Raw genomic sequence first — 16,293 nt, 5'->3', positions numbered from 1 at the left:
AGATCAGTTGCTGAGGTAGGCCAGCAGGTCGTGCCGGGTGAGGATGCCGACGGGTGCACCCACGAACGTGACCATCAGGGTGTCCGTGTCCGAGAGCAGTTCCCTGGCGGCGGAGATGGTTTCCAGCGATCCGATGACGGGCAGCTTGGGGCCCATGTGCTCGGAGATCTTGTCCGTCAGCTTGGCTTCGCCGCGGAACAGCTTGGCGGTGAGGGTGCGCTCGTCCACGGCGCCGAGGACCTCGCCCATGACCACGGGCGGTTCCTGGGACAGGACCGGGATGTGGCTGACGCCGAACTCGTTCATGATGTTGATGACGTCGCGGACGGACTCGTTGGGGTGGATGTGCACGAGGTCCGGCAGTTCGCCGTTCTTGGACTTGATGACCTCCCCCACGGAGGTTTCCTCGCCGCCGGAGAGGAAGCCGTAGGAGCGCATCCACTGGTCGTTGAAGATCTTGGCCAGGTAGCCGCGGCCGGAGTCAGGGAGGATCACGACGACGACGGCGCTTTCCGGCAGGTCCCGTGCCGCCTGCAGTGCGGCTACTACGGCCATCCCCGAGGAGCCGCCCACCAGCAGTCCCTCTTCCCGCGCCAGCCGGCGGGTCATGGCAAAGGAATCGGCGTCGCTGACGGCGATCACTTCGTCCGGGACCGTCTTGTCGTAGTTCGCCGGCCACATGTCCTCGCCGACGCCCTCCACAAAGTAGGGGCGCCCGGTGCCGCCTGAGTAGACCGAGCCCGCGGGGTCCGCCCCGATGATCCGGACCACCCCGCCGTCGGACTCCGGCCGGTCCGCGGAGACCTCCTTGAGGTACCGCCCGGTGCCGGTGATGGTGCCGCCCGTGCCCGCGCCGATGACGCAATGGGTGACCTTGCCGTCGGTATCGCGCCAGATCTCCGGGCCGGTGGTCTTGTAATGGCTGCCCGGCGCGGCCGGGTTGGAGAACTGGTCCGGCTTGTAGGCGCCCGGCGTCTCCCGGGTGATCCGGTCCGAGACACCGTAGTAGCTTTGCGGGCTGTCCGGCGGGACCGATGTGGGCGTGACCACCACTTCCGCGCCGTAAGCCTGCAGCACGGCACGCTTGTCCTCGCCCACCTTGTCCGGGACCACGAAGACGCACTTGTAGCCCTTCTGCTGCGCCACCAGGGCCAGGCCCACCCCGGTGTTGCCGGACGTCGGCTCCACAATGGTGCCGCCGGGCTTCAGCTTGCCTTCGCGTTCGGCGTCCTCAATCATCTGCGCCGCAATGCGGTCCTTGATGGATCCGCCCGGGTTCAGGTACTCAAGTTTGACCAGGACAGTGGCTTTGATGCCTTCGGTCACGTGGTTGAGTTTGATGAGCGGGGTATTGCCGATGAGGTCCAGGATGGACTGGGCGTACTTCATAGGTACAAAGCTACCGCTTCCTGCGCGCCCTTCCCTGCCGGGAATGCGACGATAGGCCGGTGAAGCAGTTCGCATGGCTGAGGGCCGCCCGGAGCTACCTGCTGCCCGGCGCCACGCTGGCAGCAGGAGTGGCCACCCTGGCGTGGGGTGTGCTCCCCTTTCCGGCATTCGGGGAACTGGCTTCCCGCACCATTCCCATCCTGGCGTTCGTGCTGGCAATGTCCCTTGTCACCGAACTGGCGGACGAGGCAGGGCTGTTCCGGGTGGTGACGGACAAGCTGGCTGCGCTGGGCCGGGGCCGGGTTTTCCTGCTGTGGCTGCTGGTGGTGGCGGTGGCCACGGTGTCCACGGTGTTCCTGTCCCTGGACACAACGGCGGTGCTGGTGACGCCCGTGGTCGTCCTCCTGGCCGTCCACGCCCGGATTCCGCCGCTGCCGTTCGCGCTGACCAGCATCTGGCTGGCCAATACCGCCTCGCTGCTGCTGCCCGTCTCCAACCTGACCAACCTCCTGGCGCAGGACCGGCTGGGCCTGAGCCCGTGGCGCTTCGCGGGGCTGCTGTGGGCTCCTGCCCTGGTTGGCCTGCTGGTCCCGCTTGCGCTTTTGTGGCTGGCGTTCCGGCGGGACCTGCACGGGACCTACGGGCCGCAGCCCGCGCACCCTGTCCGCGAGCCCGCCCTGCTGAAGGCCGCAGCCGCCACGCTCCTGGTCCTGTTGCCCGCGCTGGTGTCCGGTGTGCCGGTCCAGTACCCGGCGCTGGCAGCGGCAGCCGTCCTCCTGGTGGTCTTCCTGCGCCGGCGGCCCTCCGCCCTGCGGTGGTCCATGGTCCCCTGGCGGCCCTTGATGCTGACGGTGGGCCTGTTCATGCTCATGGAAGCCCTGCACGCGCATGGCCTGACCTCCCTGCTGGCGGGCGTGGCCGGGTCAGGCGAGAGCCTCCCGGCGCTCCTGCAGCTGGCCGGACTGGGGGCCGGTGCGGCCAACGCCGCCAACAACCTGCCCGCCTACCTGGCGCTGGAACCGGTGGCCGGATCGCCGGCCAGGCTTGCGGCCCTGCTCATCGGGGTCAACCTCGGTCCGCTGGTGACTCCCTGGGCTTCGCTGGCCACACTGCTGTGGCATGAGCGGCTCCGTGTGCTGAACGTCCCCATCAGGTGGGGCGGCTTCGCCGTGGCTGGGCTGGTGGCCGTGGCGTTGACCGTTCCGCTGGCTGTCCTGGCGCTGTGGCTGGTTTCCGGGATGCCCTGAGCCGCCACCTGCAGCCAAGGGCCCTCAGGCGCCTTCGCGTTTTTCGCCTTCGGCCGGAAGATTCTCCCAGAGACCCAGCACGTTGCCCTCGGGATCCTTGAAGTAGGCCGTGTAGCCCATGCCGGGAATCTCGTTCCTGGGCACCACCACAGACCCGCCAAGCTCCTCCACGCTCTTGAGCGTGGAGTTGATGTCCGGAACGTCAACGGTGATGACCGGGTGGGTGATCTGCCCCTCCCTGGCCATCATGCCGCCGTTGATGCCGCCCGGTGCTGTCGGCTGGCCGTCGTCGTCCATGTCCGTGGTGATGACCATGCTGTAATCCATTCCGGGTACAGGCTCTATCCGCCAGCCCAGCGCCTCCTGGTAGAACTTCCTGGCCCGCGCCTGATCGTCCGCGGGGATCTCAAAATGCACTACTCCGCCCATGGTGGCCCTCCTTTTTCTGTGCGGTGATCGTAATCCCGCGGCCCGGGGCGTAGAAGGGCCTATGGTCCCGCCGCTGTCAGTGGTCCGTGGGACGATGGAAGGCATGACGATCGCAGAGGCACCTCCCCGGCTTGCAGCCGCGGCGGACGTGTCCCTGCGGTGGTATCCGGAGGGACCCTACAGCCTTTCCCGTACCCTTGGGCCGCTCCTGCGCGGCAACAGCGATCCTTCCTTCTGCATCCAGGGAGACGTCATCTGGAATGCGTTTACGACGCCGGCCGGTCCGGCAACGATGCGCCTCACCCCGGCGGGCGGCGAAGCAGGCGGCCCCTTGGTGGACATCCAGGCGTGGGGCCCGGGCGCCGCAGCCGCCGTGAAGGCAGCACCCCGGCTGTTGGGGGCCGACGACGACTGGCGGGAATTCGACGACCCGTCCTTCCATGCCACGCTGCCCCGCATGGTCCGGGAAGCACGGCGGCGCAGCATAGCCCTCCGGCTTCCGTCGAGCGGCCGCATGGTGGACCAGCTGGTGCCGATCGTCCTGGAGCAGAAAGTGACGGTGATTGAGGCCCGGCGCGCCTACCGGTACCTGGTGCACCGCTACGGGACGCCGGCTCCGCCTGCCGGAATGTCCACTCCGGCAGGCCTGGTGGTGGCACCGACGGCCGCGCAGTGGCTGCAGGTTCCCAGTTGGGAGTGGCACAAGGCCGGGGTGGGGCCCCAGCGGTCGGCAACCGTCATGCGCGCGCTGCGCTCCGCCGTCGCACTCGAACGCCTCGCTGCGCTGCCGGCCGCCCAGGCGGCGGAGAAGATGCAGGTCATTCCGGGCATCGGGGTGTGGACCGCCGCCGAGGTGGTGCAGCGCACCCACGGCTGCCCCGACTCGATTTCGGTGGGCGACTACCACCTCGCGGCCTACGTGGGGGCGGCGCTCACCGGACGCAGGACCGACGACGCCGGCATGCTCAGGCTGCTGGAACCCTGGCGGGGGCACCGGCAGCGCGTGGTCCGGATGATCCAGAGCACCGGCTTCCGCAAGCCCACCTTCGGCCCCCGGATGACCATTCAGGACCACCGGGCGCACTGACTTGTGTCTGGTCCGCGCACGGTCCATGGAACCCAAACGCTTGACCTGCACAGCAATGGGTACGGCCACCTGTAAAGGCCGCCGGCGGGGCGGACGGTTGCACCATGACGGAAGGGATCCCATGAGCACCAACCCAGACAGCACCAACCCAGCCCCTGAGGAGCGGGCGAACTTGGACCCAGGCCTTCAGGACCCCACTGCCGGAAACTACATGGCGGATGAGAAAGTACGGCTCCAGCTGGCCATCTTCGACGTCACCCGGGAAGCCGATGGCAGGAGCCTTGGCGAGATCCGGGAGATGCTGACCGCTGCCTTTGCCCGGCACGGAGTGGAGACACCACCGGCCACCTGGGTGGAATCGGTGGCTTCCTCGGCGTTCTACGGCGAACCCTACATTGTGGACCTTGAGGCAGCGGTGACGGCAGACGCGATTGTCCCCGCCCCGAATGAGGACGTCCGGGAGCGTCTCGCCTCACATCGGCAGCTCCAGCAAAAGGAGCTCCCGCCCGGAATATTCCCGGCCCCGTCCGAGTGGGAGCTTTCCCCTGGCGAGGTCACAACAACGGCTCAGGGGCCGGCGCGCCGCGGTGCTTTCCGTGCCTTGGCGGCACCGGCGGGCACCTCCCGGCAGCTCCTGGCGGCAGCAGGGCTGGCAGCAGCAGTGCTCGCTGCCCTTGTGGTGATGCGGGTATCCCGCCGGCCTTCCCGGCTTCACACGGAGATCTAGCGGGAAGTCCTCCCCATCCCCTGCGGAGCTCCTTTCGCTTAGGCTGGAAGCCGGACTGGTTTGGGGGGACAATTGGCAGGCATTTATGGGGCGGACGTCGCCCAACTTCGCGAGTTGGGAAAGGCGCTGACCGCCTCCTCCGCGCGCTTGACGTCCACTAGGACCACTCTTTTAAGGGAGGTGCGCGACGCCGGCGGCCGGTGGAAAGGCTCCGACGCCGAGAGGTTCCGGAGTGATTGGGAGTCGACGCACAGTGCCTTGCTGGCCAAGGTCATCCAGGCGTTGGCGGACGCGGGCAGGGCAGCGGCCCTCCACGCAGATGCACAGGAGCGGGCCAGCAGCGCCAGTTGCCACGGAAGTGCCGCGGCGGGCCCGGCAGGATCTCCGGGCAATGCCGCAAGTGGACCGGCGGCACGCAACCTGCCGGACCGGACGGACCATTCCGTTCCGCGCCACCCAGAACGTGGCCGGCCGGATCTGACGCCCAAAGAACTCCACCGGCTCCGCAACATGGTCAGTGCTGCTGCGTCCGGCGGCAACTTCCTCGCGGGCAATGATGCTGATGTAAACCGACTGCGTGAAGCGCTGGCTGCCCTCAAGCCCGCGCAGCTGGACCAGCTGCTGGCATCGCTCAACGACGACGAACTCCGCCAACTCGGCGCCGGTGCCGCCGGCGACGGCAAGGGATGGTTCAACTCGGAGGGAACCACCCCGTTCGAACGGCAGCAACTGCTGGACCAGCTGTTGTCCAAGGCCTCAACGGAGCAGGTGCACAGACTGAAAGACCTCATCCCGTGGGCCCAGCCCGACGGAACCGCAATGGGCGACCCCGCCAGGCCTGAAGGTGCGGACCCAAGCACCACAAAATCGTGGATGGAGCCCCGCTTCCCGGTCATCGGCGAGCGCCCCAGTGCGGATGACATCAGGCAAGGCCAGTACGGGGACTGCGTGGTCCTCGCCGCGGCTGGGGCCATGATCAATGCCGATACCGGCTGGGCGCGGGAGCACGTGACGGACAACGGCAACGGGACCGTTTCCGTCCTGCTGTTTGACAAGAACGGACATGAGCAGTGGGTAACGGTCACCTCAGATCTGCCGGCGAACAGCAAGGGCGCACAGATGGGCGCCAAAGCGGGTTTCGGCGGAAATTGGCCTGCGTATGTGGAGAAAGCCTTGGCCCAGGTCTACACCGAGGACGACAGCAACGACGGCACGAAGGAGGGGACGCCCCCGGACCAGGCATGGCAGCCAGGCAACTACAGGGCCATCGAGGGCAACTGGGGTCCGGACGTGTTCCAGTACCTGGCGGGACCGGACATAACCCGCACTACTGCCGCGGACGACTTGTGGGAGGCTGCCAGGCAGGGACGCCCCGCTTTGGTGACCACCCTGGTGGATCTGCCCGAGAGTCCCCCGAATGGTTACCACACCAGTCACGCCTACTTCGTTACGGGTTTGGATCCGGAGGGTAATCTTCTCCTGCAGAACCCTTGGGGTTCGCACTACCCGGTCCTGACCGTCACGCCGCAGGAATTCGAAGACAAATACCAGGATGCATCGGTGGCGCGCTGATGGGGCCGGTGCACCGGTTTCACCGTCTGGCCGTTGTCGCACTCCTGGCACTGGGCACAGGCGCCTGCGCGCCCGGTCCATCCACCGATCCGCCGCTCGTTCCCACAAAGGAGCCCACTATGACTGCCAGCTGCACTGGATCAGGCGCTTACCGGGTGGTCCCCTCCATACCCGGGTCCTGGCCGCTGCTTCCCGACTCCGGCCAGGGCGTTGAGTTCACACCGACGGTGGGGCTTGCTGGCACCAGAGCCTCTGCCACCCCTGCAACTGCCAACCTGTCGCTGGCTGCCGACGCCCCGGACCCCACTCCGGTCTATTTCAATGATCTTGAGCTGGGCTCCGAAGCGGCAATGAACGGCTACACCATCAGGATCACCTCAATCTGCGACGGCGAAGTCCTGTTCGACCTGGTGGCGCAGCCCGGATAGTCAGAGTCCCAGCCGGGCCACCGCTTCCTCCCGCATCTGGACCTTGCGGATCTTCCCCGAGACCGTCATGGGGAAGCTTTCGCGGACCTCCACGTAGCGGGGGATCTTGTAGTGGGCCAGCCGCCCCCGGCAAAACTCGGCTAGTGAGTCGGCGTCCAAGGTCCCGGCACCCGGCTTGAGGATGATGCAGGCCATCAGCTCCTCTCCGTACCTGGGATCCGGAACGCCGATCACCTGCACGTCCTGGATGTCGGGATGGGTGTAGAGGAACTCCTCGATCTCGCGCGGGTAGATGTTCTCCCCGCCCCGGACCACCATGTCCTTGATCCGGCCTTCCACCACCACGTATCCGTCGTCGTCCATCCGGGCCAGGTCGCCGGTGTGCATCCACCCGTCGGCATCGATTGCTTCGGCGGTCTTGTCCGGCTGGTTCCAGTACCCAGCCATCACGGCATAGCCACGGGTGCAGAGCTCACCGATCTGCCCGCGCTCCAGTTCCTCCCCGGTGACCGGGTCCACGATCCGGCTCTCCAGCTGCGGCATGGTCGTGCCCACGGTCCCGGTGCGCTGCTGGAGCGTGTCCCCCTTGCGCGTCATGGTGGACACGGGCGAGGTTTCGGTCATGCCGTAGCAGATGGCCACGTCCACCATGTTCATCTCCGAAATCACCCGGTTCATCACCTCGATCGGGCACAGCGACCCTGCCATCACCCCCGTGCGGAGCGTTGACAGGTCGTAGGAGCCGAAGTCGGGCAGCGCGAGCTCGGCGATGAACATGGTGGGGACGCCGTACAGGGAGGTCCCGGCGAAGTCCTGCACAGCCTCCAGCGCGGCGGCCGGCGAGAAGCCGCGGCCCGGGATAATGGTGGCGGCACCATGGCTGAGCGCGTTGAGGTTGCCGATCACCATCCCGAAGCAGTGGTAGAAGGGCACGGGGATGACCACCCGGTCCCGTTCGGTGTAGCCCAGCAGCTCCCCGATCGCGTAGCCGTTGTTCAGGATGTTGTGGTGCGTGAGCGTGGCTCCCTTGGGGAATCCCGTGGTGCCGGAGGTGTACTGCAGGTTGATGGGATCGTGCGGGTGAAGCTCGGCCATCCGGGCCTTCAGGACGGAATGCCCGACGCCGTCCGCCCGGGTGAGCAGTTCGGCGTAGGTAAGTTCCGCATGGCTTTGCGGGCTGCCGGCTTCCAAGCCGTCCAGGCCGTGGTCCGGGAGGAAGACGAGCTCCTGAAGGTCCGGGCAGGTAAGCAGTGCCTGGCGTGCCATGGCCACGTAGTCGCTGTTGTTGTCCGAGGGCGCCGCAAGCAGCGTGCGCATGCCGTTTTGCTTGACCACGAATTCGAGTTCGTGGCTGCGGTACGCGGGGTTGACGTTGACCAGGATGGCGCCCGCTTTGGCGGTGGCGTACTGCAGCAGCGTCCACTCGGCGCAGTTGGGGCTCCAGATGCCCACCCGCTCCCCCTTGCTGATGCCCAAGGCGAGGAGCGCACGCGCCAGCCGGTCGACGTCGTCGTTCATTTTGGTATAGCTCCAGCGGCGCGCATCAGCCCCGGGCACCGGAGCGGCCTCGATCAGGGCGTCATGGAGCGGAAACTGCGCGGCCACGCGCTCGAAGTTCGCACCAATGGTTTCCTCCAGGAGCGGGACGTCAGTGTCCCCGGCTGTATAAGCACGCATGATGGCACGCTACCAACAGGATCACGGGAGGAGAAGGAAGACGGGGCGGGGAAACGGCCGCAACACAACGGGGCGGCCCTGCGGCGCCCGGTATTGTGAAATCCATGAGTGCACCCATTGATCTGAAAGCAACGTTCATCCCCAACGAAGGCGAGTTCTTCCGCGTCAAGCTGGCCCTGGAAATCGCGATCGATGAGGTGGTGAACGAGCAAGGCTGCATCCGCTATGAGCTGACCGAAGCCACGGAGGAGAAGCTGGTCCTGACCGAACAGTGGGCATCCGAGGAGGACCTGGACAAGCACTCCAAGGGCACCGCCGTGCAGGACCTGAACGAATCCCTGAGCGCACTGCTGGCCGAACCGGTCAAGCTGGAACGCGTCTGACGCAGCCTTAACGCAAAAAATGCGGGACCTCCCACCGGAGGTCCCGCATTTTTCATTTGATGAGTCTTAGAAGTCGGGGATCTGCGTGCCGTCCTGCGGACCGCTCTGGGCGGCGGGTTTGCCGGCCGCCGCGGCTGCTTCCTCCCGCTGGCGGGCCACATGGGCATGGACCTCTTCCATGTCCAGCGCCTTCACGGCGTCCACCACCTGTTCCAGCTGCTGTGCGTTCAGCGCTCCGGGCTGTGAGAACACCAGCACCTTTTCGCGGAAGGCCATCAGCGTGGGGATGGAGGTGATGCCTGCCTCCGCTGCCAGCTGCTGCTCAGCTTCGGTGTCCACCTTGGTGAAGACGACGTCGGGGTGCTTCTCCGAGACGGCCGAGTACGTGGGGCCGAACTGCTTGCAGGGGCCGCACCATTCTGCCCAGAAATCGACCAGGACAATGTCGTTGCCTTCGATCGTGGATGCGAACTGTTCACCTGTGATGTCAACGGTAGCCATGTGTCCACGCTACGCGCCTCCGGCGGCGGCTGTCGCGCCTGTTCGCTCCCCGCGTCATCGGGAATAGGCGGACATACGCCGGCGGAAGGCGGGTTCAGTGGCTGGCATCCCACAGGTGCGGGGCCTCTGTGCGGCTGCCGGGGAGGGCACTGGAGGCGCGCCACTCGTGGATCCATTCGGGGAGCACCAGGTCTGCCGGCGGGGCGCTGAATTCCGCGACGATGTCCTCCTGGCTGACCGGGCCGGCCTTGGTGACCAGCCGGGTGGCGATGTAGGCACGCGCGTATATCTCGCCGTCGGCCACCATGCGCTGCTCGAAGAAGATCGCCTTGGTGTCCAGCCCGATGATGCGGGTCTCGATGGTGTATTCCTGCCACAACTGCAGCGACTTCCGGAAGGAGATGGTCTCCGCCGACACCACAGGGGTCCAGCCGCGGCGGCGCATCCGCTTCCAGACACCGCTGCGGACCATCAGGTCGAACCGGCCCAGGTCCATCAGGGACAGGTACATGCCGTTGTTGACGTGCATCGCAATGTCAATGTCCGTGGGCAGGACGCGCAGCGGCAGGGATGACGGCTCCCACACGGCCAGCGGCGGACGGCGGGCGGAGCGGAAGAGCATGAGGAGGGTTCTCAGGAGCAGGTGCATGCCCTAATGTTACCCGCCAGTAACATCTTGCAGCTGCGGGAGAGCCGGACGCGTTAAGGGCCGGCCCCAAGGCAAGTAGTCGACCCGCCCTGCTTGAGTAGCCGGGCTGCCGCGGCCGGGTACCGGCCCCGAAAACTCGGGTAATTCCTACTGGTGCCCCGGCCCGGGCGGGATTCCTAGACTCGGGATTCCTAGGACCAAACATGCACTGGCAGGTCCCCCGGGTAGCTTCCGGGGATGCCCGCCTTCACGCGGAGCTCCGCATTTTCTGGGTATGCGGATTCCTCCAACCTGTGCCGCCTGCGGCGCCGGCAGTTGCCGGCGCCGGAGGCGCAACCACATCTCGATCCGTCCGGTGACCTGGCGTGCCTTCCACAGCACCGCCTGGCCGGACCGTCCCCCGGATGGGCTACCCATGAAGCAGAAAGAACCAACCTCCCCCGACGGCACGAGCAGAAGCTTCGCCACCGACGAACCCCGGACGGATCTCAACACCGGCCGCCCGGTCATCAGCAACAAGTTATGGGCCGGCATGGCCACGGCGGCCGTTGTGGCCGCGGTAGGCGTGGGCGCCATGGCAGCACCGCCCGCTTTCCTCAGCGGAGGCACGACGGCGGCGGCCCAGGTTGCAGAGGCCGCCGCACCGCCGTCGCAAAGCACCGCGGCCGAGTCAGCAGCCGCCGGTTCCGGCGTGCAGGGCGGCGCGGATGCCGTGCCTGCGCCCGGGGCGGCGGCCGAGGCAGCGCCGGCGCCGCCCGAACCCGCTCCGGCCCCGGCCGACCCGGCGCCGGCCCCAGCACCAACGCCGGCCCTTGAACCGGCCCCGGCAGGTGACCCCAACCTCTACACCGTGGTGCCGGGTGACACCGTGGGTGCGATTGCCGCGGGGCACGGCGTGGACATGATTGCCATGCTCGCGGCCAACGGACTCAATGCCTACAGCATCATCTACCCGGGCCAGACGCTCCTGCTGACCGGCCCGGCCATCGCCGTAGCGGCGCCTGCTCCGGCTGCCGCACCAGCCCCTGCCCCCGCTGCGGCACCGGCTCCCGCCGCCGCACCGGCACCTGCGCCGGCTCCCGCGGCCGTGCCTGCGGCACCTGCAATCCGGACCATTTATGTCGCAGGCTCCGGCGGCCAGTCCATGGTGGACGCCTGCATCGGCCCCATCCACTTCACCCCCAACGACGGCTATTCGCTGTTCATCACCGAACACGATTTCTGCGGCGGGTGGGCCAGGTTCTCCGGAATAGGCGTGGGTGAGACGGTGAGCATCCCGGGCTACGGAACCTACACGGTGACGGGCCGCGGGACGGTCCCCAATCCCGGCACCACCAACGACGTGGTTGCGGTCTTCGGCGGCTTCCCCCGGGCGATCCTGCAGACCTGCATTCCGGGCACCAGCACCATGCTCCTGATCGCACTGAACTGAATTCTCCAAAGCTTGTCCGCGGGTCCGAACCTTGAAGGGTTGGATCCGCGGACAAGGCCATGACGCGCCAGTGGACCTACATCGCGTGGCGCCCGGAGATGTGTTCCACCAGTTCGCCGACGCGCTGCTCGGAGTAGTTGCGCGCAATGTCGCCCTGGCTGATGATGCCCACCAGCTTGTGGTCTGAGATCACCGGGAGCCTGCGGACCTGGTGCTTCTCCATCATGTCGATGGCTGCATCAACGTTGGCGTCGGCATCAACGCAGTACGGCTTGCCGGAGGCGAGGGCGCGGGCCATCATCTGACCCGGGTCACGGCCGGCGGCAACACACTTGAGCACAATGTCGCGGTCGGTGATCATCCCCTTCAACTTGCCGTCATCCCCGCAGATCGGAAGAGCTCCGCAGTCCAGGTCCATCATCATCCGGGCTGCATCCACAAGGGACTCGTTTTCACGGATACATCGCGCATCAGTGGTCATGAATTCACGTACAGCACTCATTGGGAATTCTCCTTCATCGATGGAAATATCGACGCCGGGCATCGGGGGCGAGTGCGCCGATGCTGCCAGACTACGCCCGCACCAACAGGGTGTCGACGGCGGTTTGGCCCCGTTTGCAGGCGACCTCTGAACCTGCCTGGAGACACGAAAAAGCCTCCGGAACCTTGATGGTTCCGGAGGCTTTTCCTTGGGTGGCAGATGAGGGATTCGAACCCCCGTAGGCGTTGCCAGCTGATTTACAGTCAGCCCCCTTTGGCCGCTCGGGTAATCTGCCGAACTTCAAAAGAAGTACCCGCTGATGCAGTGTTCGGAGCGTCCGTTTCCGGTCCGTTCCGCTTCAGTAACCGCGGGCAAGACAACTTTACAGAACTTCCGCCGAAGAATCGAATCGGGCCCTGCGCTGCCCCGGAAGCCCCGAAACCGGGCAGTAAAACCGCGTGTTCATGCCTCCCCCATGATGCGCCCGGCCAGCTTGGCCTCGAAGCTCAGCGCCTGCTCCTGGGTGATCTGGTTCAACTGCACAGCCCGCTGGAGGTCCGCGCGCACGCCGTCCATCCGGGAAGAGGCATCCGCCACGGGACTGAAGATGATGGAGGCAGCCACCGCTGCGGCCGCCACCGACGTCGCCGCCGTGGCCACCGCCCCCGCTGCTGCGGTTGTGGTCCGGGTGACGTAACGGGCGGCTTTGCGGTGCATGGTGTTCCCTTCGAACTGCAGTACAACTGCTCCAACTCTGGCCAGATCCCCTTCATTCCACCGGTACGTCCGCTGAGAGGGAACTGTGAATCCAGCGCCCCCACCAGCCGGGGCATCCGTACTAGGCTGGATGCCAGTGATCCCGGCCCTGTCCCACAGGGTTCCCATCAACAAAGGAGAGTCATGGCAGGCGAGTCAACGTTCGACGTCGTAAGCAAAGTGGACAAGCAGGAAGTGGCCAACGCGCTCAACCAGGCCCAGAAGGAACTCGCCCAGCGCTACGACTTCAAGGGCGTCGGCGCCGAGGTGGACTTCAGTGGAGAAAAGATCCTCATGAAGGCCAACTCCGAGGAACGCGTCCTGGCCGTCCTGGACGTACTGCAGTCCAAGCTGATCCGCCGCGGGATTTCGTTGAAATCGCTGGATACCGGCGAGCCCTACCCGTCCGGCAAGGAGTTCCGCCTGGAAGCGTCCATCAAGGAGGGCATTGCCCAGGACCTGGCCAAGAAGATCAACAAGCTGATCCGCGACGAGGCCCCCAAGTCGGTCAAGTCCCAGATCCAGGGTGACGAACTGCGCGTTACGTCCAAGTCCCGCGATGACCTGCAGGCCACCATGGCGCTGCTGAAGGACTTCGACGAGGCCGACCTGCAGTTTGTGAATTTCCGCAGCTAGTCCCCCGCCGTCGTTTTCGACGCGCAAAGAGTTTCACGCCACGCATCCAGGCCGGCGCACCGGACATATCACGTGCGCCAACCTTTTTGTGCGGCGCGGGCGAATTTGCGCGTCGGGCACGGGAACCTTCCACGACGGAACCCAGGACGCGGCCCCGTGCTACGGCTGCCGGCCCGCCATCCGCTCCAGCCGGGCGATCCGGTCGCGCATGGGCGGGTGGGTGGCGAAGAGCTTGTTCATCGCACCGCCGCGGAACGGGTTGGCGATCATCAGGTGCGAGGCGTTGACCAGCCGCTGGTCCTGCGGTAACGGCGCAATACTGACGCCGCGCTCGATCTTGGCCAGGGCTGAGGCGAGTGCCAGCGGATCGCCGGTGAGCTGCGAACCGTCCTCGTCGGCGTCGTACTCCCTGGTGCGGGAGATGGCCATTTGGATCAGCGACGCCGCGAACGGCGCTAGCAGGGCCATTGCGATCATGGCCAGCGGGTTGGCGTTGCGCCGGTCACCGCCGCCGAAGAACAGCAGCGATCTGCCCCACCGAGGTGATGACACCGGCGACGGCGGCGGCCACGGATGAGGTGAGGATGTCGCGGTTATAGACGTGCATGAGTTCGTGCCCCAGGACGCCGCGGAGCTCGCGCGCGTCCAGCAGCTGCAGGATGCCTTCGGTGCAGCAAACCGCGGCATTCCGGGGGTTGCGGCCGGTGGCGAACGCATTGGGGTTCATGGTGGGCGACACATAGATGCGCGGCATCGGCTGGTTGGCACGGATCGAAAGCTCGCGGACGATCTGGTAGAGCTGCGGCGCCTGGGCCTCGGACACCGGGACGGCCTGCATGGACCGGATGGCGATCTTGTCGCTGTTCCAGTAGCCGTAGAACGTGGTCCCGACGCCAATGAGGGCCATGATCCAGATGGGCGCCGAGCTGCGCGTCCCCACCCCGATGAGCCCGCCAAGGCCCAGCAGCACCGCCCACAGCACCCCGAACAGTGCCGCAGTCTTCAGGCCGTTGTGATGTTTGTGCACGCTTCCTCCTCGCTAAAGAAACGGCTTGCTAGGGAACCGGGTTCCGCGCATCGTACTTCCGGAAGCCCGGCTGCAGTTTCGCCGCCAGCCATACCCCCGCGATGCACAGCGCACCGCCAAACAGCAGGACCCAGCCCTCATTCAGAATCCTAGTCGCGCCGCCCGCCAGCAGGTCGCCGATTCGGGGGCCGCCGGCCACCACCACGATGAACACGCCCTGCAGGCGCCCGCGGAGGTGGTCAGGCGCGGCTGCCTGCAGGATGGTGTTGCGGAAGACGCTGCTGACGGAGTCGGCGATGCCGGCCAGGGCGCAGCAGAAAGCCGCGGGCAGGAGCCACAGGGTCACCGCCCCGTCCGGCGCGGGGCCGGCCAGCAGCACCACCAGCCCGAACGCCCCGATGGATGCGCCCCAGCCCATCACGGAAACGACGACGGCGGTCCCCTGGCGGTGCACGCTTCCCAGCGGCCCGGAGAACAGGCCGGCCAGGAAAGCCCCGACGGCGGTGCAGGCCAGCAGGATGCCGACCGTTGCCTCGCCGCCGCCGATCATGAGGGCTGCGACGGCGGGCAGCAGCGCCCGCGGCTGGGCAAGGATCATGGCCACGAGGTCGATGATGAAGGTCATGCGGAGGTTGGGCCGCGTGCCAAGGAACCTGAACCCCTCGATGACGGAGCGGATCCCCGCCTTGCTATGGCCCCCGGTGGGTGCCATGGGTGGAAGCCGGTAGACAGCCCACAGGACGAAGGCAAAGCTCACGAAGTCGATGGTGTAGGTCCAGCCAAAGCCAAGCCAGGCAACCAGGAGCCCGGCCAGCAGCGGCCCGGCGGTCATGGCAAGGCCGAATGACAGCATGCTCAGGGCGTTGGCGGCCGGCAGGAGTTCTTTGCGGATGAGCATGGGAATGATGGCGCTGCGGGCCGGCTGGTTGATGGCCTGGGCCCCGCTTTGCAGCGCCACCAGCAGGTACAGCACCCAAACGTTCCCCAGCTGAACCCAGGCCTGCAGTGCGATCAGGCCGGTGGTCAGCCACAGCACGGTGGTGGCCAGCAGGGCAATGCGCCTGCGGTCGTGGGCGTCGGCGATGGAGCCTCCCATCAGGCCGCCCACCACCAGGGGGACCAGCGCGAAGATGCCCAACAGTCCCACGTAGAAGCTGTCCTGGGTCAGGCGGTACACCTCGAGGCTCACGGCCACCAGGGTGAGCTGGCTGCCGACGGCGGACACTGCCGATCCGAGCCACAGCCGGCGGAATGCGGGGCTTTCCTTGAGTGGCGTGACATCGGCAAGTATTTTCCCCACCCCGTAACACTAGCGGCCGACACGATGAGGTAAGCCGCGCCTTATTGTGAGTTCATCAAAATAAGTGTTTCAATGGTGCCATGACGGAGCACTTTGAGGGCCAGGAAGCGTGGGCTGCAGCCCTGCGCGCCCACGGCCGCAGGGTGACCAAGCAGCGGCTGGCCGTGCTGGCCGCCGTCGAACGCCACCCGCATTCCGCTGCCGAAAGTATCCTTGCCGCCGCCCGTGCGGAGCTGCCGGAACTGACGGCCCAGTCCGTTTACGTTGTCCTCGGCGACCTGACGGACCTGCACATGCTGCGCCGCTTCGAGCCGCCGCACTCCCCCGCCCTGTATGAAACGCGCGTGGGCGACAACCACCACCACGCCATCTGCATCAGCTGCGGCCGCGTGGAGGACGTTGACTGCGCCGTCGGCCACGCCCCCTGCCTCACACCCCACTGGAACCCGGACGCCAAGCCCATGACCATCCAGATCGCGGACGTCATGTACCAGGGCATCTGCCAGGACTGCCAGCAGGCCCAGCAACTTCCTTCCCATAGTCCCTTGCAAGAAAAAGAGAAATAGGAGAAC

17 protein-coding genes, 1 tRNA gene and 1 pseudogene are annotated in these 16,293 nt (G+C 66.5%); 9 read left to right on the top strand and 10 right to left on the bottom strand.

Translation table 11 applies throughout. The annotated features are described in order from the left end of the window. Nucleotides 1–3: 3 nt before the first annotated feature. Complete coding sequence (locus QFZ57_RS10315) at nucleotides 4–1,389, bottom strand: cystathionine beta-synthase (protein WP_306630344.1); 1,386 nt, start codon at nucleotides 1,387–1,389, stop codon at nucleotides 4–6. A gap of 59 nt (nucleotides 1,390–1,448) precedes the next feature. Here QFZ57_RS10315 and QFZ57_RS10310 point away from each other — a divergent pair, with 59 nt between their 5' ends. After that, the gene (locus QFZ57_RS10310; RefSeq protein ID WP_306900020.1) at nucleotides 1,449–2,636 is read left to right on the top strand and encodes an SLC13 family permease; all 1,188 of its coding nucleotides are present in this window, start codon (nucleotides 1,449–1,451) and stop codon (nucleotides 2,634–2,636) included. 24 nt (nucleotides 2,637–2,660) lie between these two features. Here the strand turns inward: QFZ57_RS10310 and QFZ57_RS10305 are convergent, their stop codons facing one another. Next, nucleotides 2,661–3,065 (bottom strand): VOC family protein, encoded by a 405-nt coding sequence (locus tag QFZ57_RS10305; RefSeq protein ID WP_306900018.1) that lies wholly within the window; start codon nucleotides 3,063–3,065, stop codon nucleotides 2,661–2,663. A gap of 103 nt (nucleotides 3,066–3,168) precedes the next feature. On the opposite strand from QFZ57_RS10305, the gene QFZ57_RS10300 reads away from it, so the two are divergent. From QFZ57_RS10300 to QFZ57_RS10285, 4 genes are all read left to right on the top strand, one after another. Further along, nucleotides 3,169–4,152, top strand: coding sequence for a DNA-3-methyladenine glycosylase family protein (locus QFZ57_RS10300; protein ID WP_306900017.1), 984 nt, complete (start codon nucleotides 3,169–3,171; stop codon nucleotides 4,150–4,152). Between the two features lie 121 nt (nucleotides 4,153–4,273). Further along, nucleotides 4,274–4,879 (top strand): hypothetical protein, encoded by a 606-nt coding sequence (locus QFZ57_RS10295; protein WP_306900015.1) that lies wholly within the window; start codon nucleotides 4,274–4,276, stop codon nucleotides 4,877–4,879. A gap of 180 nt (nucleotides 4,880–5,059) precedes the next feature. Then, nucleotides 5,060–6,451, top strand: a complete 1,392-nt coding sequence (locus tag QFZ57_RS10290; protein WP_306900013.1) for a C2 family cysteine protease — start codon at nucleotides 5,060–5,062, stop codon at nucleotides 6,449–6,451. A 119-nt stretch (nucleotides 6,452–6,570) separates the two neighbouring features. Then, the gene (locus QFZ57_RS10285) at nucleotides 6,571–6,879 is read left to right on the top strand and encodes a hypothetical protein (RefSeq protein ID WP_306630336.1); all 309 of its coding nucleotides are present in this window, start codon (nucleotides 6,571–6,573) and stop codon (nucleotides 6,877–6,879) included. Here QFZ57_RS10285 and QFZ57_RS10280 read toward each other — a convergent pair whose 3' ends face one another. Then, nucleotides 6,880–8,556 (bottom strand): AMP-binding protein, encoded by a 1,677-nt coding sequence (locus tag QFZ57_RS10280; RefSeq protein WP_306900011.1) that lies wholly within the window; start codon nucleotides 8,554–8,556, stop codon nucleotides 6,880–6,882. A gap of 104 nt (nucleotides 8,557–8,660) precedes the next feature. On the opposite strand from QFZ57_RS10280, the gene QFZ57_RS10275 reads away from it, so the two are divergent. Then, a complete protein-coding gene (locus tag QFZ57_RS10275) occupies nucleotides 8,661–8,939 on the top strand; it encodes a putative quinol monooxygenase (protein ID WP_306630334.1) in 279 nt (92 codons plus the stop codon). Between the two features lie 66 nt (nucleotides 8,940–9,005). Here the strand turns inward: QFZ57_RS10275 and QFZ57_RS10270 are convergent, their stop codons facing one another. Both QFZ57_RS10270 and QFZ57_RS10265 read right to left on the bottom strand, forming a co-directional pair. Further along, nucleotides 9,006–9,440, bottom strand: a complete 435-nt coding sequence (locus QFZ57_RS10270) for a thioredoxin family protein (protein WP_306900008.1) — start codon at nucleotides 9,438–9,440, stop codon at nucleotides 9,006–9,008. A gap of 94 nt (nucleotides 9,441–9,534) precedes the next feature. Further along, nucleotides 9,535–10,089, bottom strand: a complete 555-nt coding sequence (locus QFZ57_RS10265) for an acyl-CoA thioesterase (protein ID WP_306900006.1) — start codon at nucleotides 10,087–10,089, stop codon at nucleotides 9,535–9,537. 415 nt (nucleotides 10,090–10,504) lie between these two features. Between QFZ57_RS10265 and QFZ57_RS10260 the strand changes: the two genes are divergently transcribed. Continuing rightward, nucleotides 10,505–11,521, top strand: coding sequence for a LysM peptidoglycan-binding domain-containing protein (locus tag QFZ57_RS10260; RefSeq protein ID WP_306900005.1), 1,017 nt, complete (start codon nucleotides 10,505–10,507; stop codon nucleotides 11,519–11,521). A gap of 76 nt (nucleotides 11,522–11,597) precedes the next feature. On the opposite strand, the gene QFZ57_RS10255 is transcribed toward QFZ57_RS10260, so the two are convergent. The 3 genes from QFZ57_RS10255 to QFZ57_RS10245 form a co-directional block, all read right to left on the bottom strand. Beyond that, nucleotides 11,598–12,023: a CBS domain-containing protein gene (locus QFZ57_RS10255; RefSeq protein WP_306900003.1), complete on the bottom strand. Its 426-nt coding sequence runs from the start codon at nucleotides 12,021–12,023 to the stop codon at nucleotides 11,598–11,600. 192 nt (nucleotides 12,024–12,215) lie between these two features. Beyond that, a tRNA-Tyr gene (locus QFZ57_RS10250) sits at nucleotides 12,216–12,297 on the bottom strand. Nucleotides 12,298–12,464: 167 nt separating this feature from the next. Continuing rightward, on the bottom strand, nucleotides 12,465–12,719 hold the full coding sequence (locus QFZ57_RS10245; RefSeq protein WP_306900001.1) for a hypothetical protein: 255 nt from the start codon (nucleotides 12,717–12,719) through the stop codon (nucleotides 12,465–12,467). Nucleotides 12,720–12,902: 183 nt separating this feature from the next. On the opposite strand from QFZ57_RS10245, the gene QFZ57_RS10240 reads away from it, so the two are divergent. Next, nucleotides 12,903–13,394 carry a YajQ family cyclic di-GMP-binding protein gene (locus QFZ57_RS10240; protein ID WP_306630328.1) on the top strand — a complete coding sequence of 164 codons (492 nt, stop codon included), beginning with the start codon at nucleotides 12,903–12,905 and terminating at the stop codon, nucleotides 13,392–13,394. A 159-nt stretch (nucleotides 13,395–13,553) separates the two neighbouring features. On the opposite strand, the pseudogene htpX reads toward QFZ57_RS10240, so the two are convergent. Both htpX and QFZ57_RS10230 read right to left on the bottom strand, forming a co-directional pair. Continuing rightward, a pseudogene (gene htpX / locus QFZ57_RS10235) lies at nucleotides 13,554–14,421 on the bottom strand (zinc metalloprotease HtpX). Nucleotides 14,422–14,449: 28 nt separating this feature from the next. Beyond that, nucleotides 14,450–15,721 (bottom strand): MFS transporter, encoded by a 1,272-nt coding sequence (locus tag QFZ57_RS10230; RefSeq protein WP_306899997.1) that lies wholly within the window; start codon nucleotides 15,719–15,721, stop codon nucleotides 14,450–14,452. 80 nt (nucleotides 15,722–15,801) lie between these two features. On the opposite strand from QFZ57_RS10230, the gene QFZ57_RS10225 reads away from it, so the two are divergent. After that, the gene (locus QFZ57_RS10225; RefSeq protein ID WP_306899995.1) at nucleotides 15,802–16,287 is read left to right on the top strand and encodes a Fur family transcriptional regulator; all 486 of its coding nucleotides are present in this window, start codon (nucleotides 15,802–15,804) and stop codon (nucleotides 16,285–16,287) included. Nucleotides 16,288–16,293: the final 6 nt, after the last annotated feature.

Source organism: Arthrobacter sp. B1I2 (genome assembly GCF_030816485.1).
Lineage (GTDB): Bacteria > Actinomycetota > Actinomycetes > Actinomycetales > Micrococcaceae > Arthrobacter.
Note: the sequence above shows the minus strand (reverse complement) of the source record. Positions and strands in the feature narration are given on the sequence as shown.